Annotated in this window: 20 protein-coding genes and 1 tRNA gene; 9 read left to right on the forward strand and 12 right to left on the reverse strand. The window is 70.6% G+C overall.

Annotation, left to right across the window (positions count from 1 at the left end; all coding sequences use genetic code 11):
• Positions 1-50: 50 nt before the first annotated feature.
• From QFZ50_RS17770 to QFZ50_RS17780, 3 genes are all read right to left on the reverse strand, one after another.
• The gene (locus tag QFZ50_RS17770) at positions 51-5,000 is read right to left on the reverse strand and encodes an ExeM/NucH family extracellular endonuclease (protein ID WP_307086422.1); all 4,950 of its coding nucleotides are present in this window, start codon (positions 4,998-5,000) and stop codon (positions 51-53) included.
• Between the two features lie 220 nt (positions 5,001-5,220).
• Positions 5,221-5,733 (reverse strand): septum formation family protein, encoded by a 513-nt coding sequence (locus tag QFZ50_RS17775; RefSeq protein ID WP_307086424.1) that lies wholly within the window; start codon positions 5,731-5,733, stop codon positions 5,221-5,223.
• A 152-nt stretch (positions 5,734-5,885) separates the two neighbouring features.
• Positions 5,886-5,973, reverse strand: a tRNA-Ser gene (locus QFZ50_RS17780).
• 58 nt (positions 5,974-6,031) lie between these two features.
• Between QFZ50_RS17780 and QFZ50_RS17785 the strand changes: the two genes are divergently transcribed.
• Positions 6,032-7,006 (forward strand): NAD(P)H-quinone oxidoreductase, encoded by a 975-nt coding sequence (locus tag QFZ50_RS17785; protein ID WP_307086426.1) that lies wholly within the window; start codon positions 6,032-6,034, stop codon positions 7,004-7,006.
• On the opposite strand, the gene QFZ50_RS17790 is transcribed toward QFZ50_RS17785, so the two are convergent.
• Positions 7,003-8,034, reverse strand: coding sequence for an FUSC family protein (locus QFZ50_RS17790; protein ID WP_307086429.1), 1,032 nt, complete (start codon positions 8,032-8,034; stop codon positions 7,003-7,005). The genes QFZ50_RS17785 and QFZ50_RS17790 overlap by 4 nt on opposite strands.
• A gap of 178 nt (positions 8,035-8,212) precedes the next feature.
• Here QFZ50_RS17790 and QFZ50_RS17795 point away from each other — a divergent pair, with 178 nt between their 5' ends.
• The 3 genes from QFZ50_RS17795 (at position 8,213) to QFZ50_RS17805 (ending at position 11,107) form a co-directional block, all read left to right on the forward strand.
• Entirely contained in the window at positions 8,213-8,461 is a 249-nt protein-coding gene (locus QFZ50_RS17795; protein WP_307086431.1) for a hypothetical protein, read from the forward strand.
• A 160-nt stretch (positions 8,462-8,621) separates the two neighbouring features.
• Complete coding sequence (locus QFZ50_RS17800) at positions 8,622-10,898, forward strand: carbon starvation CstA family protein (RefSeq protein ID WP_307086433.1); 2,277 nt, start codon at positions 8,622-8,624, stop codon at positions 10,896-10,898.
• The gene (locus QFZ50_RS17805; RefSeq protein ID WP_133080379.1) at positions 10,898-11,107 is read left to right on the forward strand and encodes a YbdD/YjiX family protein; all 210 of its coding nucleotides are present in this window, start codon (positions 10,898-10,900) and stop codon (positions 11,105-11,107) included. The genes QFZ50_RS17800 and QFZ50_RS17805 overlap by 1 nt, the downstream gene beginning before the upstream one ends.
• A gap of 64 nt (positions 11,108-11,171) precedes the next feature.
• On the opposite strand, the gene QFZ50_RS17810 is transcribed toward QFZ50_RS17805, so the two are convergent.
• Together QFZ50_RS17810 and QFZ50_RS17815 are read right to left on the reverse strand one after the other, a co-directional pair.
• Complete coding sequence (locus QFZ50_RS17810) at positions 11,172-11,933, reverse strand: hypothetical protein (protein ID WP_307086437.1); 762 nt, start codon at positions 11,931-11,933, stop codon at positions 11,172-11,174.
• A gap of 41 nt (positions 11,934-11,974) precedes the next feature.
• Positions 11,975-12,979: an ABC transporter ATP-binding protein gene (locus QFZ50_RS17815; RefSeq protein ID WP_307086439.1), complete on the reverse strand. Its 1,005-nt coding sequence runs from the start codon at positions 12,977-12,979 to the stop codon at positions 11,975-11,977.
• 113 nt (positions 12,980-13,092) lie between these two features.
• Between QFZ50_RS17815 and QFZ50_RS17820 the strand changes: the two genes are divergently transcribed.
• Genes QFZ50_RS17820 through QFZ50_RS17835 form a run of 4 tightly spaced genes read left to right on the forward strand, consistent with a single transcriptional unit; the run spans position 13,093 to position 16,165 of the window.
• Entirely contained in the window at positions 13,093-14,457 is a 1,365-nt protein-coding gene (locus QFZ50_RS17820) for a sensor histidine kinase (protein ID WP_307086441.1), read from the forward strand.
• The gene (locus tag QFZ50_RS17825; protein ID WP_307086444.1) at positions 14,454-15,056 is read left to right on the forward strand and encodes a response regulator transcription factor; all 603 of its coding nucleotides are present in this window, start codon (positions 14,454-14,456) and stop codon (positions 15,054-15,056) included. Before QFZ50_RS17820 ends, QFZ50_RS17825 begins: the two co-directional genes overlap by 4 nt.
• Positions 15,057-15,093: 37 nt before the next feature.
• On the forward strand, positions 15,094-15,690 hold the full coding sequence (locus QFZ50_RS17830) for a bacterial proteasome activator family protein (protein ID WP_307086446.1): 597 nt from the start codon (positions 15,094-15,096) through the stop codon (positions 15,688-15,690).
• Positions 15,691-15,697: 7 nt separating this feature from the next.
• Complete coding sequence (locus tag QFZ50_RS17835) at positions 15,698-16,165, forward strand: hypothetical protein (RefSeq protein WP_307086447.1); 468 nt, start codon at positions 15,698-15,700, stop codon at positions 16,163-16,165.
• 33 nt (positions 16,166-16,198) lie between these two features.
• Here the strand turns inward: QFZ50_RS17835 and QFZ50_RS17840 are convergent, their stop codons facing one another.
• A complete protein-coding gene (locus QFZ50_RS17840; RefSeq protein WP_307086449.1) occupies positions 16,199-17,791 on the reverse strand; it encodes a hypothetical protein in 1,593 nt (530 codons plus the stop codon).
• A 121-nt stretch (positions 17,792-17,912) separates the two neighbouring features.
• On the opposite strand from QFZ50_RS17840, the gene QFZ50_RS17845 reads away from it, so the two are divergent.
• The gene (locus QFZ50_RS17845; RefSeq protein WP_307086451.1) at positions 17,913-18,752 is read left to right on the forward strand and encodes an aldo/keto reductase; all 840 of its coding nucleotides are present in this window, start codon (positions 17,913-17,915) and stop codon (positions 18,750-18,752) included.
• 141 nt (positions 18,753-18,893) lie between these two features.
• Here QFZ50_RS17845 and QFZ50_RS17850 read toward each other — a convergent pair whose 3' ends face one another.
• The 5 genes from QFZ50_RS17850 to QFZ50_RS17870 form a co-directional block, all read right to left on the reverse strand.
• Complete coding sequence (locus tag QFZ50_RS17850) at positions 18,894-19,265, reverse strand: flagellar assembly protein FliW (protein ID WP_307086453.1); 372 nt, start codon at positions 19,263-19,265, stop codon at positions 18,894-18,896.
• Positions 19,262-20,137, reverse strand: coding sequence for a flagellin N-terminal helical domain-containing protein (locus tag QFZ50_RS17855; protein WP_307086456.1), 876 nt, complete (start codon positions 20,135-20,137; stop codon positions 19,262-19,264). The genes QFZ50_RS17850 and QFZ50_RS17855 overlap by 4 nt, the downstream gene beginning before the upstream one ends.
• 9 nt (positions 20,138-20,146) lie before the next feature.
• Positions 20,147-21,532: a flagellar hook-associated protein FlgK gene (flgK, locus tag QFZ50_RS17860; protein WP_307086458.1), complete on the reverse strand. Its 1,386-nt coding sequence runs from the start codon at positions 21,530-21,532 to the stop codon at positions 20,147-20,149.
• A 7-nt stretch (positions 21,533-21,539) separates the two neighbouring features.
• Complete coding sequence (locus tag QFZ50_RS17865) at positions 21,540-22,025, reverse strand: flagellar protein FlgN (protein ID WP_307086460.1); 486 nt, start codon at positions 22,023-22,025, stop codon at positions 21,540-21,542.
• Between the two features lie 106 nt (positions 22,026-22,131).
• Complete coding sequence (locus QFZ50_RS17870; protein WP_307086462.1) at positions 22,132-23,691, reverse strand: sulfatase-like hydrolase/transferase; 1,560 nt, start codon at positions 23,689-23,691, stop codon at positions 22,132-22,134.
• Positions 23,692-23,767 lie beyond the last annotated feature (76 nt).

The following is a 23,767-nucleotide window of genomic DNA, read 5'->3' on the forward strand; positions in this document are numbered from 1 at the left end:
CTTCTCTATGGAGGGGATGACCGGGTCAGCGGACCGACCCGGTCATCGTGTCAGGGCCTGCACCCCCCGTTCGCACCTTCGTACGCGTCCAGCCGCTGGATGAAAGCGGCCATGGCGTCGCGTGCGACGGGTACCACCGGTCGGTAGGTGCCGTCCGGCCAGCCGGTGCTGATGCCGGACTTCTTCATCCACGCGATCTCGCGTGCGAACTGCAGGTTCGCGGGAACGTCGGTGAAGGAGGAGGTCGTGGGGTTCGGGTAGTCCGCAGCTTGGGCGATATTGCAGTAGTCGCCGGCAAAGCGGTTCATGAACGCCGCCATCGCGTCGCGGTTCACGGGGGTGACGGGACGGAACGTACCGTCACTGAAGCCGGTGGTGATACCGGTTTCCGCGAGCCACGACATTTCCTTGTAGAACTGGACATCCGGGGAGATGTCCTTGAAGGGCGAGACCTTCGGCGCCGTGTACTCGGGTTCCCCCGCCAGGCGATAGAGGAAAGCTGCCATGGCGTCGCGGTTGATGGCACCCAGCGGCTTGTAGGTGCCGTCCGAGTAGCCCTCGGCGAGTCCGCGGTTCGCCAACCACTTGATGGCATCTTCGTGGAGGTTGCCTTGGATGTCGGAGAAGACCACGCCGGCCTCCACGGTGACCGGCAGGGTCACCGTCGTCGCGCTCGGTGCGGCCGTCAGGACGATCCGCCCCTGGCCGCTCGCCGTCGCCGGGACCGTGAGGTTCACGGTGGCGCTACCGCCCGCGACCGGGACGGACCCGAGCTGCGTGGTGGTGCCGTTCGCGGCCACGAAGCTCGCGGCCAGCGTGGTGTTCACGGGACTGCCGAGCGAGGTGAGGTCCAGCTTCGACACCGTGAAGGAGACGGCCGTGCCGGCCTTCACCGTGGTCGGCGCGCCCTGCACCTGCACGCTGCGTCGGTCGAACGACGGCGACAGCGGGCTGTTCGCCCGGATGTAGTCGATCCACGCGTCACGATCCACCAGCCCCGACTCGCGGGTGTCGGTGCCCTCACGGAAGGCCGTGAAGTTGTCGCCACCCTGGGCCAGGAAGCTGAAGGTACCGATGCGGTACCCCTTCGCCGGGTCGAGCGGTACGCCGTCGATCAGGACCGACGTGATCCGCGAACCGCGAGCGAGCGTGGGATCGTAGGTGACACTCACGTTGTCCGACAGGCCGAGGGCCAGGAAGGACCGCGAACTGCCGTCGGGCTGCCACTGCTGCTCGAGCATCGCCTTGAACTGCGCACCGGTCAGGGTGGTGGTCCAGAGGTCGTTCACGAACGGCAGCACGGCGTTCGCCTCGGCGAACGTCACGACGCCGTCGGGCGCGTAGTAGAGCTCGTTGCGGAGCCCGCCCGGGTTGACGACGCCGATCTGCGCTCCGCCGCGTTCGGCGGAGGAGAGGCTCGCCCGCAGGGAGTCGGCCACGAGGTTGCCCAGCGTCGACTCCGAGGTTCGGTCGTCACGGGTCGTGCCGGTGAAGGCGGACGTGATGTCCTTCGTGACGGATCCGACGGGCTGGTTGCCGATGACCGCCGCCTGCGCAACGGCCGCGTCGACGATGGTCTTGACCTCGGCGACCCGCGGGAAGCCGGCCACGAGGGCCGCGTCGGCCTCCGTGGTGCGGGCGACGTTGCGGGCCGTGTAGGACTGGACGTCGCCGGTGGCCTTGTCGACGGTCAGCGTGATCTGGCCGATGAACTCGCCGTAGGAGCCGGTCTGCAGGACAGGCCGGGTCTTGCCCGCGATGCCCGGGACGGGGGCGTCCCACGCGTACTGCTTGTGCGTGTGGCCGGTGAAGATCGCGTCCACGAGGGGAGTGGTCTCCGTGACGACCTTCGCGAAGGCTCCGCCCGCGGCGATCTCCTGCTCGAGGGTCGACTTCTCGACGACGCCGTCGCCGGCGCCCTCGTGGTACTCGGCGACGATCACGTCGGCGAGGTCCTGGTCCTCGATCTCCTGCGCGACGCGGTTGACGGCCTCGACGGGGTCGCCGAAGTCGACGTTCGCGATGCCGCCGGGGCTGACGAGTGACGCGGTCTCCTCGGTGACGACGCCGATCACGGCGACGTCGACGCCGTCGACCGTGATGATGGAGTACTCATCGAGCGCGGGCTCGGTGGTCCCCTTGGTGTAGACGTTCGCGCCCAGGTACGGGAAGTCCGCCGTGTCGGAGACGCGGCCGGTCAGGTCCGCGAAGCCCTTGTCGAACTCGTGGTTGCCCACTGCCGAGGTCTTGAGCTCCAGGGCGTCCAGGACGTCGAGCGTCGGCTTGTCCTCCTGCAGCGAGGAGGCGAAGAGCGACGCGCCGATGTTGTCGCCGGCGGAGAGGAACGCCGTCTTGTCCTCACCGAACTCGGCGCGCAGCTGCTCGACGGTCCCCGCGAAGCGCACCGTGTTGGCGTCGATGCGTCCGTGGAAATCGTTGATGTTGAGCAGGTTGAGCTCCGCCGTGGTGTCGGCCGGTGCGAGGTCCATGCCGACGATCACGGGGTCGTGGTCGCTGGCGCGGTAGGGATCGGCGACGTAGTAGTCGGTGACGTTGTTGTTGAAGCGGCTGTACTCGAGGGCGACCGACTCGGCCGAGTTGATGTTCCACGTATCCACACCGGTGACGGTGGCGTCCGCCGCGGGTGACGCGAGGATGTGGTCGAGGGATCCGCTGAGGCCCGAGAAGACGTAGGAGTACTTGCCGTCCTTCTTGCCCTGGTCGACATACCCGGCCTCGTAGAGGACCTGCATGGGGTCCTCCATCGTGTAGGCGTTGAAGTCGCCGGTCAGGAAGACCTTGTCGGTCTTCGCCGCCGTCTTCATCGAGTCGGCGAAGGTCACGAGGGCCTGTGCCTGGGCGACGCGCGCGGCGTTCCAGGCGCCCTGGCCGTCACCGGTGTCGGCGTTGCCGCCGGAGCTCGGGCCGGAGCCCTTGGACTTGAGGTGGTTGACGATCGCGAGGAAGGTCTCCGCGTCGCTGCCGCCGACCGGCTTGAAGGCCTGCGCGAGGGGCTTGCGGGCGTTCGAGAACACCACGTTGTCGTTGAGGATGACCGACTCGCCGACGGGTTCCGCGACGGCCTTCTTGTAGATCAGTGCGGTGCGGATGAAGTCCTCGTCGGCGAGGGCGGGGACGGCCGCGGGGGAGCGGACGTAGTCCCAGGTGCCGGGGGCCTTCTCGTTCAGCGCCTCGACGAGGGTCGCGAGGGCGAAGTCGCGGTCCTTGCCGAACTTGGCGGAGTTCTCGACCTCCATGAGGGTGACGACGTCGGCGCCGAGGCCGTTGATCGCGGCGACGATCTTCGCTTCCTGGCGCTCGAGGTTCTCCTTGTTCGCGGCGCCGCGGGAGTCGCAGCCGCCGTCGACGGTGATCGGGTTGCCCGCGCGGTCCGTGAAGTACTTGCACCCGGCGAGTTCCTCACCGGTGGTGGGGAAGTAGTTCAGCACGTTGAAGGAGGCGATCTTCAGGTTGCCGCCGACCGGCTGGGGCGCGGCCGGGCGCTCACCGGCGAACTGCACGGGCTGTGCGTCGGGGCTCGCGCCGTTCAGCTCGGCGAGCGGCTGGAACTTCCAGGTGCTGTTGCGGTAGTCGAGGACCACCGGGGAGGTGAACGCCGCGCTGGAGCCCACGCGGACCGGCTGGGACGCCGTGAGGTACGGGAGCACCTTGCCGCGGTTGGCCTGGGCGAAGAAGTTGGTCGTGGCGCCGTCGTCGAGCCGGATGCTCCGCGCCGCGTTGTCGGCGATGACGGCCGCGTTCTCCGGGGTGCCCGGACGCGCGACGTCGGTGGGCTGGAGGAGGCGCTCGGTGCCGGCTGCGAGGGTGACCTCGCCGTACTGGTTGAGCGTGAAGTTGTCGGCGACCGTGTAGGCGCCGGAGGGCTGGAAGAGCATGCCCTCGACGGCTTCACGTGCGGCGTCGGTGGCGGGCAGCGCGATGGCGGAGGCCTTGGGCTCCTCGGCAGCCTCGGTGAGCTTCGTGGTGCCGCCGGCGGGGACGGTGAGCTGGGTCAGGTTGAAGAACTCCCCGGCGGTGCCGGTGACCTCCACGTAGTCACCCACGGCGACGGATGCGACGGAGTCGGGGGAGAAGACGAAGATGGCGTCCGACGCGGTCTGGTCGGCTGCCGCCGAGCTGCCCGCGGTCTGGAGGTAGAAGCCGGCGAATCCACCCGTGGGGTATGCCGCGGTGACCTTGCCGCGCGTGGTGACCGTCTGGCCGGACAGCGGCGTGGCGGACCCGGTGCCCTGGATGTCACGGATGGGGACGACAGCGCCCGGCGTCGGAGGGACCGTCGGGGTCGGGGTGGGCGTCGGTGTCGGCGTCGGGGTGGAGCCGGAGGACGCGCTGTTCATCGGCGTCGTGTCCTGCAGCGTGAAGTCGGCACCGTTGTCGTCCGTGTCGGCGAAGCCGGTGCGGTTGGCGGACTTCGTGCTTCCGGCGCCGGGTGTCGGTGCGGCCGTTCCTTCGAACGCGTTGGCCGAGCCGTAGCCCAGGGCATCGACGACGCCGGGCGTACCGACGATGCTGCCGATACGGAGGGCGCCGACGGTCGCGGCCTGATCGGACAGCACGAGGACTCCGCCCGCGGCGCCGGGGTTGAGGCCCGTCGCGAGGTCGGGGGTGGGCAGGGCGGACCCGGCCGTGCCGTTGGAGCCACCCTGGATCAGGAAGTAGCCCTTGGCCGGGATGGTGCCGCGGAGGGCGGTCGCGGCGGGTGTCGCGGAGGATCCCGGGGCACGGTACTGCAGCGACCAGCCGTCGAGGCTCACCGGTGCATCGGTGGGGTTGTAGAGCTCCACGTACTTGTTGGTGAACGGCGTCCCCGCCGAGCCACCCGACAGATAGGCCTCATTGATGATGACGCCGGTTCCCGCGGCGGACGCCGTTGCCGGTGGTGTCTCCACGGCATTGGCCGGCAGTGCGATCATCGGTGAGGCGATCAGCCCCACCGACAGCGCCGCACCGAGCGCTCCCTTCCATGACGAATAAACCATTCGTTCGTTCTTCTCCTTGACGATGGCCGCGAAGCGGCCGCGAGTGTAGCCCGCCGACCCGTCGATGGGTGAGCGTGTTCGGCATGAGCACCTTATGTGACGCAGGTGACATTCCATCCCCAGTGGTAGCCAACCAGAACATCGTTAACTCCCGGTTACCAAAACACCAGTGGCTACGGAAGATTCGGGGCTCTTGGCTGCTTTTTGTGGACGTCCTGCGTTACCGGCGGGCGTCCCGGAGTGTCCCTGTCACCGGTTTCTCGCCCTGCTCCGCGACGAAGCAGACGATCTCGCGGTCGTCCGCCGCGGTCCAGCTGTCCTCGACCGGGTAGAAGTAGAGCAGTTCCAGGACCGAGGCGTCGTACTCGAGGCCCACGTAGGTGGCGAACTCCGGCGCGCAGAACTCGCTCGCGGCGGTGTTGGCCGCAGGCACGCCCGGGTAGTCGCCGTCGGGCATGTCGGTGCGGGCGAACAGCTCGAAGACGTGCGGCTCGTCGCACGGCAGCACGATGATGTCCGAGACGTCCTCCGTCCCGGGGTCGTTGATGCAGTCGCCCACCTGGAGGGAGAAGGCATCGGTGCGCGCCTCGGCGGTCACGGCGCCGTCCGCGCCGCGTTCCGGACCGGGTGAGCCGAAGACGCTGCACCCGGGGACGAGCGCGAGCAGGCCGATCACGGCCAGGGCCGCCGTCCCGCGGCGCGGCCCGGTCCTCGTGTGTTGTCCAGTACGCATGGAGACCCCGTCATCGGCCACGGCGGGCGTGGCACGGCTGTTGCTTCTCGGGACAGTACCGCACTTCGGACCGCGGGCACATGCCCGCGGAGGTCAGGCGAGCGCCGGGGACAGAAAAGGAGAGGCCCCGCAGTGCGGGGCCTCTCCTGGAGCGGAAGGTAAGGGATTCGAACCCTTGAGACGGGGTGACCGCCCACTGGTTTTCAAGACCAGCTCCTTCGGCCGCTCGGACAACCTTCCGCCGCTAGTCTTTCATGAAGGGCTGGCGACGCCCAAATACCTGGAACCGGAGGCCGGCATGCGTGCAGTGATGATCGAGGGTGCCGGCGGGCCGGAGGTCCTCGCGGTGCGGGACGTCCCCGACCCCGTCCTGCAGGCGGGCGAGGTGCTCATCGACGTCGCCGCCGCCGGCCTGAACCGGGCGGACGTCCAGCAGCGCCGCGGCCTCTACCCGCCGCCCCGGGGTGCGTCGTCGGTGCCGGGCCTCGAGGTGTCCGGCCGCATCGCGGAGGCGGGGGATTCCGCCTTCGCGGTGGGCGACGCCGTCGTCGCCCTGCTGGCCGGCGGAGGCTACGCGGAGCGGGTCGCCGTCCCGGCCGGGCAGGTGGTCCCGGCGCCGGACGGCGTGGACCTCGTCGAGGCGGCCGGCCTTCCCGAGACCGCCGCGACCGTGTGGTCGAACCTCGTCCTGCAGGCGGGCCTGGCCGCGGGGGACGACGTCCTGATCCACGGTGCCTCCGGCGGGATCGGCGTGATGGCCGTCCAGGTGAGCCTCGCCCTCGGCGCGGTACCCCACGTGACCGCGGGGTCGGCCGCGAAGCTCGACATCGCCCGCTCGCTCGGCGTGCGCACGCTCATCGACTACCACGAGCAGGACTTCGTCGAGGAACTCAGGGCGGCGACGAACGGCCGGGGCGCGGACGTCATCCTCGACGTCGTCGGCGCGAAGTACCTCGCACGGAACGTCGCATCCCTCGCGACCGGCGGCCGGCTCGTGGTCATCGGACTGCAGGGCGGTGCGACGGCGGAGCTCGACCTCGGGATGCTCATGGGCAAGCGGGCGAGCGTGGCCGGCACGACGCTGCGGGCCCGCCCCGTGGCGGAGAAGGCGGCCATCATGCAGGCGGTCCGCGACAGCGTGTGGCCGCTGGTTGCCACGGGGGCGGTGAAGCCATTCGTCGGCCGGACCTTCCCGCTCGCCCGGGTGGCCGAGGCGCACACCTACTTCGACTCCGGGGAACATACCGGCAAGGTCCTGCTCGTGATGGGCTAGGCGGTGCGGGACCGCGTCTGCACCGCGCGCTGACGGAGGTGCAGCGCGAGCACCAGGGCGATTCCCACGAACGCCCCGATGCCGGTCTCGACGGCCCGGTCCGTCAGGAGGCCCGCGGGTGAGGTGGGGTGGGCCAGTTCCGTGGACACCAGGGCGAGGGGCGTCACGAAGACCTGCGCGAGCGCATACTGCCGGAGGATGAACATCTCGGCAGCGAACTGCGCGACGGCGATCACGACGACGAGCTGCCAGGCCGGAAGCCCCGGAAGCAGGATCAGCCCGGTCAGGACCAGCCCGGCGACGGTGCCGAGGAGACGCTGGAGACCCCGGGTCACGCGTGCCCGCGCCGACTGGCCGACCAGCGGGACGGTCGCCGCGACCATGGCCCAGTAGGTGTGGCCGATCCCGAGCAGCGTGGCCGCGCTGCCCGCGAGCAGGGCCGCGATGACGTAGAGGGCCGCCTCACGCCCGAGGGCCGCGAGGTGCCGGGCCGTCGGCCGGTCGGCGGGTGCCCTGCGCCAGCCCGTGCGGTGGCTCGGCCAGAGATTGCCCGCCTGCCCGAGGGCCACGGCGAAGACCACCGTGGCCGCCGCCGTCATGAGCCCCTGCCCCAGCGGTGGCTGGACCGGCACGGACGCGATGGCCGCGAAGGCGAAGATGTGGAACAGCGACCCGCCCGGGCGCAGGCGGAACAGGCCCGCGAGGAAGGTGCCGAGTCCGGCGACCGCGCTGGTCAGCAGGACCAGGCCCCACGGGCCGACGTCGGCGCGTGCGGTCAGCGCCGCCGCGAGGATCACCGCGAACATGAGGCCGCCCCCGCGCAACTGGGTGGCGAGGCGCGGACGGTGGGCCTCGTTCCGCCCGTAGATACCGGCGAAGGCACCGAAGGTGGCGAACACGGCGAGGTCGAGCCGGCCGAGGAGCAGGACGACGAAGAGGGGGACCCCCACGCCGACGGCGCAGCGGAGCGCCGGGTGGTGGTCGGAGGCCGAGGGGGCCATGTGCACGAGGTCGCGGAGGAGGGGCACGGACAGCGGACTTCCGGTCGGAGGGATCGGCGCCGCTGGCATCGGGTGGCGGAATGCCACCGATCAACCCTACTCCCGTCCTGCCGCCGGGCGCCGCCGGAGCAAGACAATCAGCATGCTTTCGATTATCCGCTGGCTGTGCGAGGCTGGCAGGACAGCCAATCCGAAGGAGAGCACCGTGGCCAGCACGCAGAACGACGGCGAGGAGAGCGGCCTCGCGCAGGCAGCCGACAGCTTCGCCGAGAACCTCGGCGACCAGGTGCCCGACGGCGTCGACAACGGGCCGACGGACGACGCGGACGAGCCCGCGGACGATCGCACCCGGACGCACGCGAGCATCAGCGAGGGCATGAACGCGAACGACGACGACGAGCCGCCCGCCGTGCTCGACGACGGCCCCGACGGCAGCACCCGCCGCACCTCCTGACGTCCTTCCTCAGGCAGCTCCGCCGCTGCCTGTGCGCGGCCGCTCGCCGCACCCTCGGGGCCGTTCGGCGCAATGACCGGGCCTGCCTGCTTGTGGTGTGACGCCGGCCTCACTACGTTGCTACCTTCGAGTGCACACACTCTCGCACCCGAGGAGCATCATGAGTAAGAAGCAGAACGGGTCGCACCGGCACGCCGACGTGCTGGTGACGGATCCGGACCTGCCCGCGGTCGCCGTCGACCCGCAGGAGATCGAAGCAGAAGACCGTCGGTGGACCCCGGCGAAGATCGCCCTCTGGGTGGGCATCGCACTCCTGGGCGGGATCGCCTGGACCATGCTCGCCATCGTGCGCGGCGAGACCGTCAACGCCATCTGGTTCGTCTTCGCGGCGGTCTGCACGTACCTCATCGGTTACCGGTTCTACTCGAAGTTCATCGAGCGCCACCTCCTGCGGCCCGACGACCGGCGAGCCACCCCCGCCGAGTACAAGGCCGACGGCAAGGACTACGCCGCCACCGACCGCCGGGTCCTCTACGGCCACCACTTCGCGGCCATCGCCGGCGCCGGCCCCCTCGTGGGCCCCGTCCTCGCGGCGCAGATGGGTTACCTCCCCGGGACCCTGTGGATCATCATCGGCGTCGTCTTCGCAGGCGCGGTGCAGGACTACCTCGTCATGTTCTTCTCCATGCGGCGCGGCGGACGGTCCCTCGGGCAGATGGCGCGCGAGGAACTCGGCGTCATCGGCGGCACCGCCGCCCTGATCGCGACCCTCGCCATCATGATCATCATCGTGGCCATCCTGGCGCTCGTCGTCGTCAACGCCCTCGGCGAGAGCCCCTGGGGCGTCTTCTCCGTCGCGATGACCATCCCGATCGCCCTCTTCATGGGCGTGTACCTGCGGTACCTGCGCCCGGGCAAGGTCACCGAGGTCTCCATCATCGGCTTCGTCCTGCTCATGCTCGCGATCATCGGCGGCGGCTGGATCTCGGAGACCACCTGGGGCGTGGAGCTCTTCACCCTGGACCGCATCACCATCGCCTGGGGCATCATCATCTACGGCTTCATCGCCGCCGTCCTGCCGGTCTGGCTCCTGCTGGCCCCCCGCGACTACCTCTCCACCTTCATGAAGATCGGCACCATCGTCATGCTCGCCGTGGCCATCGTGATCGTCCGCCCGGAGATCAGCGTGCCGGCGTTCAGCGAATACGCGGGACGCGCCGACGGCCCGATCGTCGCGGGGTCGCTGTTCCCGTTCCTCTTCGTGACGATCGCCTGCGGCGCCCTCTCCGGGTTCCACGCGCTGATCTCCTCCGGCACCACCCCCAAGATGATCGAGAAGGAACGCCAGACCCGCTTCATCGGCTACGGCGGCATGCTCATGGAGTCCTTCGTGGCCATCATGGCGCTCGTCGCCGCGCTGTCGATCGACCGCGGCATCTACTTCGCCATGAACTCCTCCGCGGCAGCGACCGGCGGCACCGTGGAGGGTGCCGTGGCGTTCGTCAACGGGCTCGGCCTCACCGGGGTCAACCTGACGCCGGACATGCTGAGCACCCTCGCCTCGAACGTCGGCGAGGAGACCGTCGTGTCCCGTACGGGAGGGGCCCCGACCCTCGCCGTGGGCCTCGCGCAGATCATGCACAGCGTCATCGGCGGCCCGTCGATGATGGCCTTCTGGTACCACTTCGCCATCATGTTCGAGGCGCTGTTCATCCTCACGGCGGTCGACGCCGGAACCCGCGTCGCGCGCTTCATGCTGCAGGACAGCATCGGCAACTTCGTGCCCCGCTTCCGCGACACCTCGTGGCGTGCCGGGGCCTGGATCTGCACGGCGATCATGGTGGCTGGCTGGGGGGCGATCCTGATCATGGGCGTCACGGACCCGCTCGGCGGCATCAACACGCTGTTCCCGCTGTTCGGTATCGCGAACCAGCTGCTCGCGGCGATCGCCCTCGCGGTCTGCATGGCGATCTGCGCCAAGAAGGGACTCTTCCGGCTCCTGTGGATCCCGGCCCTCCCGCTGGCCTTCGCCTCGGTGGTGACCATCACGGCGTCGTTCCAGAAGATCTTCTCCCCCGTCCCGGCGGTGGGTTACTGGGCGCAGCACACGGCGTTCAAGAATGCGCTGGCCGCCGGCGAGGAGAGCTTCGGCACCGCGAAGACGGTGGCCGCCATGGAGGCGGTGGTCCGCAACACGTTCATCCAGGGCACGCTGTCGATCTTCTTCGTGGTGCTCTCCATCATCGTGATCCTGACGGCGATCCTCGCCACCATCAGGGCCTACCGGCACGGCGGCGGCAAGGAGAACGAGGACGCCCCGGTGGCCTCGCGCATCTTCGCGCCGGCCGGGCTGATCGCGACCCCCGCCGAGAAGGAACTGCAGGCGCAGTGGGCGGCCCTGGAGCCCGGCAGGCGTCCGGCGAGGACGGGGCACTGATGACCGTGCCACAGGTGCTCCACCGGGCACGGGACACCGCCCGCGAACTGGCATGGCTCTTCAAGGGGGTCATGGGGGAGAACGCCTACCAGGCCTACCTCGACCACCACGAGCGGACCCACCCCGGCGGACTCCCCATGACCGAGCGTGAGTTCTGGCGGGACAAGACGGACCGCCAGGACGCCAACCCCGAGGGCCGCTGCTGCTGAGCACGCTGCCGGTCGGGGACATGGAGCCGGCATCCCCCTCGGGGGGTGCCGGCTCCGTCGTCGGTCAGCGCTTCTCCCACCGGAAGCGCTTCGCGGCGATCAGGTACGGCAGCACGACCCAGGCCAGCAGCACGACGCCGGCGCCGGCCACCGAGGCGTCGAGGGCCTCGACACCCCAGCCCGCCATCAGGAGGTTCTGCAGGGCGCCGCCCGGGGTGAGCCGGGAGACCATTTCGAAGCCGTCGTCGAACGCGGTCCAGAAGAAGGAGCCGATCACGGCGACGAGGAACGGGAGCGTGGTGATCTGCGCCGCGGCGGCGGAGGGCGTGTAGATGCTGGTGAGCATGCCGGTGGTCGCGCACAGCGCCAGGAAGCCGAGCACCGCGCCGACCACGACCAGCGGCCGGGCCGGGACGTCGACCCCGGCGATGCCGAAGCCGGCGGCCACGATCGCGAGCTGCGCCGCGACGAGCGCCACGATGGGCGTGAGCATGCCGAGCCAGATGACCGTGTCCGAGGATTCCCCGCTGCGCAGCCGCTTGAGGAACAGCTCCTGCCGGCGCGTCGCGAGGGTCGTCGTCGCGGTCAGATAGACCCCCAGGAGAGCCACGATCATGAGGGTCAGCCCGGCCAGCACGGCCGCTCCCGACGGGCCCGTCATCTGGTCGGCACCGATGTAGAACATGTAGACGGCCATGGCGACGGGCATGAGTACCGCGCCGGTCAGCACCGTCTTGTTGCGGAAGATGATGCGCAGTTCCATGAGCGCGATCGCGCCGATGCGGGTGGCGGCGGAGGGGGATGGGGCGTGGGTGAGGGTTGTCATGGTTCTCTCCTGGTCGGGGCGGTGGTCTCGGCGTGCGGAGACTAGGCGGCGTCGCCGACGCTGACCCGGTGGAAGACGGCGGCGAGGGACGCCTCGGAGGCGGACAGGCGGTCCAGCCGGATGCGGTGGGCATCGGCCCAGGACAGGACCTTCCAGAGGTCCTGCTGCAGGTCGAGCGACGGGACGGCCACCTGCGTGCTGGCCGGGGTGGGCACGAAATCGGGGGACAGACCGAGACGCGTGAGCTCGACGACGTCGACGGAGGCCTCCACCTCGAAGGAGATGGTCGACGGCTCGCGCCGCAGGACCTCCGCGAGCGTGCCGTCGACGGCGATCTCGCCGTCGTGCATGATCGCGAGCCGGTCCGCGTAGCTCTCCGCCTCCTCGAGGTAGTGGGTGGTGAGGACCACCGTGGTCCCGGCGTCGTTCAGGCCGCGGACGAGCTCCCATGTCCGCTCGCGCGATTCCGGGTCGAGGCCCGTGGTCGGTTCGTCCAGGAAGAGGAGGTCCGGCTCGTTGGCCGTCGCGAGGAGGAGGTCCAGCCGGCGGCGCTGCCCGCCCGAGAGCATCTTGACGCGGGTGGAGCCCTTCGCGCTGAGATCCAGGACGTCGAGGCCCTGTGCGATGACCTCCTCGCGGGGCCTGCCGCGCGGATCGCCCGTGGACAGCCGGAGCCACAGCCGGCACGTCTCCTCCACGGTGAGGTCGTCGGCGAAGCCCGCCTCCTGAAGCATGATGCCGAGGCGGGGCCTGATCGAGGCCTTGTCACGGTAGGGGTCGGCACCGAGCACGCTCAGGGCGCCGGATGTCGCGGCACGGTGGCCCTCGAGCGTCTCCATGGTGGTGGTCTTGCCGGCCCCGTTGGTGCCGAGCAGGGCGAAGAACTCGCCGTTGCGGATGGACAGGTCGATGCCGCGGACGGCCTCGTACGAACCGTAGGAGCAGCGCAGGCCCTCGGCGGACACCGCGATGGTGTCCACGGGTGCCGCAGGGGCCGGGCGGTCCTGCAGGGCGGGAAGCGGCGGAGTTCCGGGTGAAGTGGTCATGGTTCAATCCTTCCGGGCCGCCCAGCACGAGGTCAGTGCCCGCACGTCACCTCTTCCCCTGTCCGTCCTCACACCGGGACCATGACAAATGTCATGGTCCTACGATGGACGGCATGGCGCACTTCAAGGCTTCCGACCGGGACCGGGACCGGGACGGTGACCCGGGGGCGGCCGGTACGGCGCCGGTCCCCGAGACCGGACGCGGGGTCCGCGCCACCTGGCGGTACACCATCGCGTCGATCGTGTTCTACGGCATCCTCATCAGCGCCGTGAACACGCTGTTCATGCTCTCCGGCGGCGACTACGGGCTGCAGTTCCTCGATATCGTCCTCATCGTGCTCGCCGTCGTGGCCGTCATCGCCCTGACCCGCTACGGCTGGTTCTTCCGGAGCGGCCTCGGCGGCGGGCTGCCGGAGCGGGGGTACACGCTGTGGCTCCTGCTGCCACCTGCCGGTCTGTGGTTCCTGGGGCTCCTCCAGTCCCACACCCTCTGGGTCGCCGCGCTGCCGCTCTGGTTCGCGGCCAACGCCCTCGCCGTCGTCCTCGGCCGCCGCGCCCGCTGGTGGGTGCTCGGGGCGGCGCTCGCCGCCCTGGTGCTCCACGGGATGCTCGGGATCCTCCTCGGCACCCCTGCCGGCGGTCCCGTCTCCGACGCCGGGGGGCTGTTCTCGGTCGGCCTCTGGGCGCTGATGACGCCCCTGCTGTTCCTCGGCAGCATCTGGTGGTGGGAGATCGTGCTGCGCCTCGACGACAGCCGCCGCACCTCCGGGGAGCTCGCCGTGGCGCAGGAGCGGCTGCGCTTCGCGGCGGACCTGCACGACATCCAGGGCCACCACCTCCAGGTCATCGCCCTCAAGACGGAGCTTGCGGGACGCCTCCTCGACACCGATCCCGAGGCCGCCCGCCTGCAGATCGGCGAGGCCCAGCAGCTCGCCCGCACGGCCCTGGAGGACACCCGTGCCCTGGTGCACGGCTACCGGGCGGTGTCCTTCGCCGCAGAGGCGGCCAATGCGGCGGAGGTGCTTCGTGCCGCCGGCATCGAAGCCTCCGTCGAGGTGGACGCCGACGGGCTGCCGCCGGAGGAACGGACCCTGTTCGGGCTCGTCATCCGGGAGACGACCACGAACATCCTGCGCCACAGCGAGGCCACCTGCGTGACGTTCCGCCTCGTGCGGACCGGAGCGGGATCGGTGCTCTCCGTGACGAACGACGGCGTCGCCGACGCCGCGCCCCGGACCGGCGGCTCCGGGATCGAGGGCCTGCGGCAGCGGTTCGAGGCCGTCGGGGGATCGGTCGATGCCGGCCTCGTGGGTGGCCTGTTCGTGCTGGCCGCCTCCGCCCCCGGGCCCGCCGATGGGTCCTCGCGCGATGCGTCGTCGCGGAACGCGTCGCGTGCCGGGGACGGACCGGACGCCGTCGGCACCGGGCGCGTCGATGCGCCTGCCTCCGCGGCCGGCGCAGGGCGGGATCGGCGATGATCCGCCTGATCCTCGCCGATGACGAGCACCTGATCCGCGGCGCCCTGGAGGCCCTGCTGGGACTCGAACCCGATCTCGCGGTCGTGGCGAGCACCGACAACGGGGCGGACGCCGTGCGGCTCGCGAAGGAACACTCCCCGGACGTGTGCGTGCTCGATCTCGAGATGCCCCCGACCGACGGGATCTACGCGGCGGAGGAGATCCTCCGGACGGTCGCGACGCGCGTCGTGATCGTCACACGGCATGCCCGGCCGGGTGTCCTGCGGCGCGCGCTCGCCAGCAGGGTCTCAGGGTTCGTGCCGAAGTCCACGCCCGCGGACAAGCTGGCGGACGTCATCCGGGACGTCGCCGCCGGGCGACGGTACGTGGACCCGGACATCGCCGCGAGCGCCCTGACGGGGGAGTCCTGCCCGTTGACGGTGCGCGAACTCGACGTCCTGCGCCACGGCCGCCAGGGAGCCAGTGTGCAGGCGATCGCCCGCGAACTGCACCTGGCGCCGGGAACGGTGCGGAACTACGTGTCCTCCGCGATGGCGAAGCTCGATGCGGCGTCGCGCCACGAGGCCGCCACCCGGGCATGGGAACAAGGCTGGATCTGACGTGCCCGGCCTCCAGCTGTTGTGGGAGCATTGCGTCATGACTGAACAGCAGCCGGCCGGTCCCGTGGTTCCTGCTCCCGGCCCGCCGGATACCTCGCAGGCCGGAGGGCCCGAGGCTCCCGCCGCCCCGGACAGCCGGCCCGCCTCGCTCGCGGAGCTCGTGGACGAACCGGCGAAGGTCATGCGGATCGGCACCATGCTCAAGCAGCTGCTGGAGGAGGTCCGGTCCGCCCCGCTCGACGACGCCGGCCGCGCCCGCCTCGCCTCCATCCACGAGCGCTCGGTCCAGGAGCTCGAGGACGGCCTGGCCCCGGAACTGGTGGAGGAGCTGCACCGCATCAACCTGCCGTTCGACCGCGATGCCGTTCCCACCGACGCGGAACTGCGGGTGGCGCAGGCTCAGCTCGTCGGCTGGCTCGAGGGCCTCTTCCACGGGATCCAGACCGCGCTCGCGGCCCAGCAGATGGCGAACCAGCAGCTCGCCGCCCGGCTCCAGCTGCGTGAACTGCCGCCCGGCACGGTGATCGCTCCCGGCGTGGTGGTCGGCGAGGACGGCGAGCCGAGGCGCATCCCGCCTGCACGACATGCCCAGGCGTCCCCCGCGGACACCCACGGGCCCGGCCAGTACCTCTAGGGCGTCCGTGGCGTTCTTCGCGGCGGCACGGCAGGGGCGGAAGGACGACGCCGAGCTGGGCACCGGGGTGTGGCGGCGGGCGCATGACCGCTTCCGCCGCGGGCTCGACCGCTACCACCAGATCCTCGAGGGCATCGACGACGACGACGTCTACAACGAGCTCGTGGGGATCGCCAACGACCTCAGCGCGATGCTCCCGCGCGTCCGGGAGCTCTGCGTGCGTGCCCAGAGCTCCTCGCCGAGCACCGGACTCGACATCCCGGGCGCGCTCATGCAGGTGCACCGGGCACTGTCCCGCGCCGGCAACACGCTCGCGACGACGGCCGAGGCCGCCGCGATGACGAGGCTCGACGGCGAACGGTGGGGCATCGCGTCCTCCGGTCTCGACAACGTACGGCGCCGCGCCCAGCTCGTGGCGGACGACGTCGAGGAGGCCGAACGGGCCATGCCGGATGCCGGCCGGCAGGTCCCGTGATGCGCGGCACCACACCGGGATCGGGTGGGGGGATCAGTAGAAGAGCAGTGTGCTCCCCGGGTCGACGGAGATGTCCCACACCTCGACCTCCCGCCCGTCGCAGTCGCCCCGCGTACCTGTCGGCACGCCGCGGATGAACGGCGCCGCCCGGTTGTCGTCCACGTAGGGGTATCCGCGTTCGTTCAGGACGGTGAGGACGCGGCGCTCGATGGCGGGATCGCCGTCGGCGTAGCCCGACTGCTCCCGCTCGTAGGCGGTGAAGCCCTCCGGCCAGCGCAGCAGGATCGCGCGACCGTTGAAGGTGAAGAGCACGCACGCCTCCCCGTCCGCCGCCTCGATGCGGAAGGTGCCCAGCAGGGTGCCCGGCATGTCCTGCGGATCGCGGCCCGGCGGTGGCTCGACGCCCACGACGGCCGCGGGGTTCAGGGCCCCGGGAGCCTCACCACTCGTCTCGAGCGGCAGTTCTCCGGCCGGTAGGGCCCGGATGGCGTCGCGCAGCCCGTCCGGCAGGGGGACGGGTTCGCCCGTGATCGTCGTGGTCTCCGGCGCCCGGCGGTTCACGAGGGTCAGCACGGAGCCCTCGCCCTCGATCGGCGCGAGGACGCCGCGTTCGGCGTGCTCGAGGAACATGAGCTGGTTGGGCGGGAAGAAGCTGCGGCTGTACGTGCGCTCGAGGGTGCTCCGACCCGTGACGTCGATCGTGAGGACCCGGCCCGTCTCCTCGCCCTTGATGATCTGCACCACGGAGGCGCTCCGCAGGATCCGCACCTCCCCGTCGACGACCGTCGGCTGGATGTTCGAGGCGGCCACGACGGCCACCACGTCGGCGAGATCGTACAGGCGGGCCGTCTCCTCCGCCGGTCCCGCGGCCCGGCGGGGGAGAAGCGCCGTGGTGAGGGCCGCGATGACCAGCAGCAGGCACGCGGCGCCGACGATCAGCTGGATCCGCCGCGTCCGGGACCTGCCGCCGTCGGCGTGGGGCCGGGCGGGCCGTTCCTCCTCCACCGGTACGGCAGGGGCGGGTTCGCGGGCTGCCGCCGCCGCGGGCCCGGGCGAGGGCGGCTCCCGGGCCGGGAGTGCGCGACGGCTGCGCCCGAGGTCCTCCTCGGCGACGGTGCGGGCCGGGTCGGCGTCGGCGAGGACGGCGGCGAGGGAGGCGGTGAGGGAGGCCGACGATCCCGCGGTGGCGGGCAGGTGGCGTGCGCAGGCGGTCTCGATGTCGTGCAACCGTCCGGGGTCCTCCCCCGAGGACCTCGCTGCGGCGTCGACGTCGAGGCCGTCCCAGTGGCAGAGGAGGAGGAACTCGCGCTCGGCGGGCGTGAGGGCGGCGAGGGCTGCCTGGAGGCCGGGCCCGGCCTGGACCCGCGGAGGCAGGGACGGCGGGAGATAACGTTCGAGGACGGCCCGGGCCGCACCGACCAGGAGGATGCACGTGGACGCCGCGCCGTCGGACGTCGTCCCGGACTCCCCGCCCGGGGTGTCCCGAGTAGCCTCGACGGCCTCGACGGCCTCGACGGCGTCGAAGGCCGCCTGCGCGGCGAGCCGCACGGACCGGGACCGGCGGAACGCGTACCGGTAGGCGTCGTCATGGAGGGTGATCCGTTCCGGATCATCAGCCGCGCTCATCCCATACCTCCGTCATCGCAGGCTGGTCCGCGTGGTGGGCTCCGGGGAGCGAATACCTCGCGGGCTGATAGTTGTCGGTGGAAACAGAAATAAATGAACGGACCCGTTCGTTCCCGCCTATATGACTACATCACCAAACCTTACGTTCAATGACGGCCTCACGATCCCTCAGCTCGGGTACGGCGTGTGGCAGGTCGAGGACAATGTGGCCGAGGACGTCGTGGGCAAGGCCTTCAAGGCCGGCTACCGTCACATTGACACCGCCAAGATCTACGGGAATGAAGCAGGCGTCGGCCGGGCGATCGCGTCGTCGGGCCTGAGCCACGACGAGATGTTCATCACCACGAAGCTGTGGAACGCTGACCAGGGCTACGAGAGCACGCTGAAGGCGTTCGACGAGTCCATGGAGCGCCTGGGCCTCGAGACGCTCGACCTCTACCTCATCCACTGGCTGCAGCCCAAGCAGGGCAAGTACGTGGACACGTGGAAGGCGTTCATCGAACTGCAGAAGCAGGGACGCGTGAAGAGCATCGGTGTCTCGAACTTCACCATCGAAGCGCTCACCGAGATCATCGACGCGACCGGCGTGGTCCCGGTCATCAACCAGGTGGAGACCCACCCGTACCTGAACCAGGCCGAGCTGCGTGCCTTCGAGGCGGAGAAGGGCATCCTGCACGAGTCGTGGTCGCCCATCGGCTCCGGCAAGGGACTGCTCGACGACGCCGTGCTGCAGGACATCGCGCAGAAGCGCAACGCGACGCCCGCCCAGGTGGTCCTCGCCTGGCACCTCGCGCTCGGCAACGTGGTCATCCCCAAGTCCGTCACCGAGTCCCGCATCATCGAGAACTGGGAGTCGCTCGACGTGAAGCTCGAGGACGAGGACATCGAGGCCATCAACGGCCTCGACAAGGGTGCCGCAGGCCGCATCGGCGCCGATCCGGCAACCTCGGACTTCGCCTAGCCCCTGCCGGCCCGTGCGCCGGTAGTTCCTCCCCGCGTCGCGGGGGTCGCACGGCGGCGGGGTTCCGCCGCAGCGCGACCGAAGACGAGAAAAGCCGCCCGGCATCGCGCCGGGCGGCTCTTCTCGTTCCTGCCCGTGGCCTCAGGCGGCCTGGGCCAGCGCCGCCTTCAGCGGATAATCCGCCCCGTCCAGGATCAGCTGGGCACAGCGCCCCGTCGAGGGATCCAGGACGATCGGCGCGGCGAGATTGACGGTGGTGCCCCCGGTTCCCGGGTTGGCGACGACGAACAGGTGCGCCTCCGGCACGTCGGAGCCGAGCACGTCGCGCTGCGCGTCGGAGAAGCGCGGGCTGTAGTGCGGCACATAGGTGGCGGCGTCCAGGAGGAACAGGCGGACGCCCGGCTCGTCGGCTGCGGTGAGCGTGAACAGCCCGTCCGCGCCCGGCACCTGCTCGAGGTCGAAGCGTGTGCGGGGCGCGAGGCCCGGGGGAGGGGTGACGAAGGCGGCCCTCATCGCAGGAAGTCCATCAGCGAGGGCTGCAGGACGCGGGCCGAGACGGCGAGCGCGCCCTGGTAGGCGGTCTCCTGCAGTTTGAGGTCCAGGATGATGGACGCGAGGTCGACGTCTTCCACGGCGGCGCGTTCTCCTTCGAGAGCCAGCGAGGCATCGGCGACGACATCCTTGGCACCGAGCAGGCGTGCGTGGCGGGTGCCGATCTCACTGTGGTGGGCGGTGAGGTCCTGGATGCGCTGCTGCAGCGGTGCGAGGTGCACGGACACGTCCTTGCCGGCCCGCAGGTCCGCGGCGATGGTGTCCAGCAGGGCGAAGGCCGAGCCGGGTCCGCTCCCGAAGACGGCGGCGCCGTCGGCGTCGACACGGATGGTCTCGTGCGAGCCGACCCGGCGCTCGACGGTCCCGCCCGGCGTGAACGTGAGATCCGGTGCGACGGCGGCGGGGGCGTCGGAGTTCCCGGCGAACAGGAAGCGGCCCCCATAGGTGGCATTGGCCTGGGCCATGAGCTCGGTGCGCAGCGACTCGATGTTCAGTGCCAGCGCCTCGCGGGCGGTCGGCGGCAGGGCCGAGTTGGAGCCCTGCAGCGTCAGGTCGTTCGCGGTGTCGAGGGCCCGCTTCGACATCGTCATCGCGTTGTCGAGCTGGGTCAGCCACCCTTCTCCGTCGGCGATGTTCCGGCCGTACTGCTGGTTGGCGCCGATCTCGGCGCGGACCCGGAGGGCCTCGGCCGCGGCGGCGGGGTCGTCCGACGGGCGGCCGATGGCCTTCTGGCTGGACGCCTTCTCCTGCAGGTCCGCGAGGCGGGCGAGGTTCACCTGCAGGGAGCGCTGGGCTCCGTGCAGCATGGTCTGGTTGGTGACGCGGGTGATCATGATGCCTTCCTACCGTCCTACGATTCCCATGCGGTTGATCAGGACGTCGAGCATCTCGTCGACGGCCGTCATCACGCGCGCGGCGCCCTGGTAGGCGTGCTGGTACTCCAGCAGGTTGACCTGTTCCTCGTCCATGCTCACCGAGGTGGCGCCGAGCTGTTGCTGCAGCGCGGTGGTGGCCGACACCTCCGCGAGGGAGTTGCCCTGCAGTTCGGCGCGTGCTGCGGCGCCGAGGTCCGTGACGAAGGCGGACCACGCGGCGTCGGGGGATGCCGTGCCGGTGCCCAGTCCGGAGGTCGCGTCCGCCACCGAGCCGTCGAAGGCGCCCGCGCCGGCTGCGCCCGCCGCGATGTCCTCTCGGCGCGTCGGCACGACGGCGAGCGACGCGGCGGGGCGGTCGGGCTGGTAGGCGAAGAACTGTCCCTTGCCCGCGTCCGCATGGAGTGCATTCACCTGGTCGGCGAGCTTCACGGCGAAGGCGTCGTAGCCGGCGGCGGCCTGCGCGAGGGCACCGCCCGCGTCGGCGGGGGCGAGGAGGGAGAGCGTCGCTGCGAGCTCGCCGCTCTCCACGCCGGCGGAGGCGCCGGGCCGGTGCGTCCACTCGACCTGGACCGTGCCGGTGCCGTCGAGCTGGAGGGGACCGGTGACCTGCAGCGCGCGCGCGGTGGTGCCCGCGACGAGCGGGTTGCCGGCCAGCAGGACGTCAGCGGTTCCGTCCGCGTTGTCGCGGACGGTGGCCCCGGTCAGGCCGGCGAGCGTCGCCGTCAGCGTGGTGCGGCGGTCGACGAGCTCGTTGGCGGGGGCGCCGGAGGCGACACTGGAGCGGATCTGCCGGTTGAGGTCGGCGACCTGCGCTGCGGCGTCGTTGACCTCGGTGACGAGTCCGGCGGCCGAGGACCGGGTGGACTCCCACTGCGTCTGGACCTCGCGGTAGCCCGCCGCGATGCGGGAGGTGAGCTGCCCTGCCGAGGCGAGGAGCGCGGACGCCGGGGCGTCCTTGTCGGGCTGGTTCGACAGGCCCTGCCAGCCCGCCCAGAACTTCTGGAGGGAGTCGGAGACACCGTTGGTGCCGGGCTCCTTCAGTCCGTCCTCGAGCGCGGAGTACGCCTGGGCGCGCACGGCGGTGTAGCCGGCGGCGCCGGCCGTGATGCGGACCCGCGCCTCGAGGTGGGTGTCACCGAGGCGGGCGATGCCCTGCGCGAGCACGCCCTCACCGGCACGGGTGCCGGTGCTGAAGAGCGTGGCCCGGACCGGCGCTGCCGCGGACGTCTCGAGCCGTTGGCGTGTGTACCCCTGGGTGGTCGCGTTGGCGATGTTCTGCCCGGTCACGTCCAGGCCCGCGCGCGCGGCGGCGAGGCCGGAGTAGGCCGTGGTGAGTCCGCTGAAGGTGCTCATTGTTCCGCTACAGATCCTTGTTGAGGAGGGTCGGTTGGCCGTGGCCCTGCAGGGCTGCACCGTCGGCGGCATAGGTGCCTGCTCCCGTGCCGATGCCCGCGAGGGTCTCCTGGGTCGACCGGCTGGCCGCCTTCAGGAACTGCTGGTTGGTGTCGCGCAGCGCGGCGATCTGGGCGACCAGTGCCGTCATGGCCTGGAGGTGCGCGGAGAGCAGTTCCTGCCAGGGCCCGTCGGGGGCTGCCGCCGCCAGTTCGCGGAGGGAGGCGCCGTCGTCGATACCCCACGCGGTGGCCACACCGGAGGCGTGCACGGCGCGGGCCAGGCCGGTCTCACGCAGCCGTTCGAGGACCTGCTCCACCTCCCGGGTGGCGTGGTGCAGCCAGCGGGTCTTGCCGGAGGTGAGCAGCAGCTGCTCCTCCTCGAGCTTGAAGACGAGGAGTTCGAGCAGTTCACGCTCCTGCCAGAGCAGGGCGGACAGATCCTGTGTGCTCACGGTGCCCCTCCTCTCCCGGTGCCACCGTCATGTGGAACCGGGAGAACTATCGGCACCGGGTGCCCGGTTGTAAGCGATGCCGCGTGCGCCCTGCTCATCGGCGGCGTTACCGGGGGTCGTCCCCGTCGGCCCAGGCCTCGGTGTAGAACCGGGGGGAATGGGAGTCGAGCAGTTCGGCGTAGGTGTCGGGTTCCAGCGCCTGCGCCGAATGGTCCGGTACCTCCGGGGCGAAGGCGGACACGCCCAGCCCGGCCTCGTGGTCCTGCAGGGTGAGGCCGGCGGCCTCCAGGAGCGTGGGGTACATGTTCAGCTGGTCCACGGCGGGGCGCAGCGTGCTGTTCCCGTCCTGGCCCGGGACCCGGATCCGGTTGAAGATGGTGCGGTTGGGGTGGTCGTCCAGCTGCTCGTGGAAGGCGTCACCGGCACTCATGTGCTTGAGGTGGTCGCCCATGATCACCACCGCGGTGTCGTCGAGGTAACCCTTCTCCTCCATGTACTCCACGAATCCGGCCACCTGCGTCAGCGAACAGGAGAACACGGAGGTGACCTCGTTCTGCGTGTCCACGGGACAGTAGTCGAAGACGTGCACGGGCTCGTGGGTGTCCAGCGTCAGCAGGGAGAGGTTGAACGGTTGACCGGTCTGCTCCGCCTCGGCGTACAGCCGGTCGATCTCGTCCCGGGCGTGCGCCAGGAGGCGTTCGTCGCTCAGGCCCCAGTCGCTGCGGAAATTCGTCTCCGGTTCCCCGGCGGCCCGCCAGTCGGAGAGGTCCTTCACCTCGGAGTAGCCGTGCCCGGCCAGGAAGGTGCCCTTCGCGGCGAAGGAGGCGCTGGCGCCGCCCAGGAAGACGTTGGTGTAGCCGTTCTCTTCCAGGATGTCACCCAGGCAGGTGGAACCGCCCAAATAGCTCTCGACGTCGTCGGCGGGCTCGGTGGACCCGCTGGAACTGCTGCCCGCGGTGGCTCCCGCGCCCTTCAGGGGGACGCCGCACTGCGTGCCGATCAGTCCGGCCATGGTCCACCCCCCGCCCTTGTACTGCTGGAGATCGTCCACGCCCCGCCAGCCGTCCGAGGCCTCGGTGGCATCCTCGAGGGGCGTGAACGCGTCCTTCTCGAAGAGCTCGTCGTCCGCCAGGGTCGCCTCGCCGGATTCGAGGTAGATCAGCACGAGGTTGCGCTTGTCCTCGGTGCCGGTGACCGTCGGCTCCGCGTAGTAGTCCGCGATGTCGTACTCGGAGTTCGTGGCCCTGATGTAGTCCCCGACACCCACGGCGGTGGCGAAGGCCGTGGTGCCGCCGACGACCACGGCGGCGACCAGGGCGGTGGAGACGGTGCGCAGGACCCACTGCGAGCGGCGGGGGCGGACGACGTCGTCGTTCCGGCGCCTGCGGCGTCGGAGGTGCTGTCCCACGGCGATGCCCACGGTGATGAGCAGGGGCAGGACGCCGATGCCCAGGATGCCGGTCCAGACGATGGCGCCGCCCCCACCATCGGGGTCGACGGTGACGAGGTTCAGGAGCATCTGGCCCACGGAGATCTCGCCCCAGTAGGCGCGGATGCCGATGCCGGCGATGAGCAGCGCGAGCCCTGCCCAGATGAGGAGGTACACGAGAAGGTGCGCGCCGACGAGACCGACCCGTCGGGTGACGTGGGGAATCCGGCTGATCATGGCAACACCTCGCGTTCAGGATGCCGATGTTCGCCGAAGGCCCTTGACATCCAACCCGTCCTAGGGCTCGGAAAAT

This window comes from Arthrobacter agilis (assembly GCF_030816075.1).
Taxonomy (GTDB): domain Bacteria; phylum Actinomycetota; class Actinomycetes; order Actinomycetales; family Micrococcaceae; genus Arthrobacter_D; species Arthrobacter_D agilis_E.

Excerpts from the sequence above, each read along its gene's own strand:
- QFZ50_RS17770 (WP_307086422.1), bottom strand. The coding sequence starts at position 5,000 with ATGGTTTATTCGTCATGGAAGGGAGCGCTCGGTGCGGCGCTGTCGGTG.
- QFZ50_RS17775 (WP_307086424.1), bottom strand. The coding sequence starts at position 5,733 with ATGCGTACTGGACAACACACGAGGACCGGGCCGCGCCGCGGGACGGCG.
- QFZ50_RS17785 (WP_307086426.1), top strand. The coding sequence starts at position 6,032 with ATGCGTGCAGTGATGATCGAGGGTGCCGGCGGGCCGGAGGTCCTCGCG.
- QFZ50_RS17800 (WP_307086433.1), top strand. The coding sequence starts at position 8,622 with ATGAGTAAGAAGCAGAACGGGTCGCACCGGCACGCCGACGTGCTGGTG.
- QFZ50_RS17805 (WP_133080379.1), top strand. The coding sequence starts at position 10,898 with ATGACCGTGCCACAGGTGCTCCACCGGGCACGGGACACCGCCCGCGAA.
- QFZ50_RS17810 (WP_307086437.1), bottom strand. The coding sequence starts at position 11,933 with ATGACAACCCTCACCCACGCCCCATCCCCCTCCGCCGCCACCCGCATC.
- QFZ50_RS17815 (WP_307086439.1), bottom strand. The coding sequence starts at position 12,979 with ATGACCACTTCACCCGGAACTCCGCCGCTTCCCGCCCTGCAGGACCGC.
- QFZ50_RS17820 (WP_307086441.1), top strand. The coding sequence starts at position 13,093 with ATGGCGCACTTCAAGGCTTCCGACCGGGACCGGGACCGGGACGGTGAC.
- QFZ50_RS17825 (WP_307086444.1), top strand. The coding sequence starts at position 14,454 with ATGATCCGCCTGATCCTCGCCGATGACGAGCACCTGATCCGCGGCGCC.
- QFZ50_RS17830 (WP_307086446.1), top strand. The coding sequence starts at position 15,094 with ATGACTGAACAGCAGCCGGCCGGTCCCGTGGTTCCTGCTCCCGGCCCG.
- QFZ50_RS17840 (WP_307086449.1), bottom strand. The coding sequence starts at position 17,791 with ATGAGCGCGGCTGATGATCCGGAACGGATCACCCTCCATGACGACGCC.
- QFZ50_RS17845 (WP_307086451.1), top strand. The coding sequence starts at position 17,913 with ATGACTACATCACCAAACCTTACGTTCAATGACGGCCTCACGATCCCT.
- QFZ50_RS17850 (WP_307086453.1), bottom strand. The coding sequence starts at position 19,265 with ATGAGGGCCGCCTTCGTCACCCCTCCCCCGGGCCTCGCGCCCCGCACA.
- QFZ50_RS17855 (WP_307086456.1), bottom strand. The coding sequence starts at position 20,137 with ATGATCACCCGCGTCACCAACCAGACCATGCTGCACGGAGCCCAGCGC.
- flgK (WP_307086458.1), bottom strand. The coding sequence starts at position 21,532 with ATGAGCACCTTCAGCGGACTCACCACGGCCTACTCCGGCCTCGCCGCC.
- QFZ50_RS17870 (WP_307086462.1), bottom strand. The coding sequence starts at position 23,691 with ATGATCAGCCGGATTCCCCACGTCACCCGACGGGTCGGTCTCGTCGGC.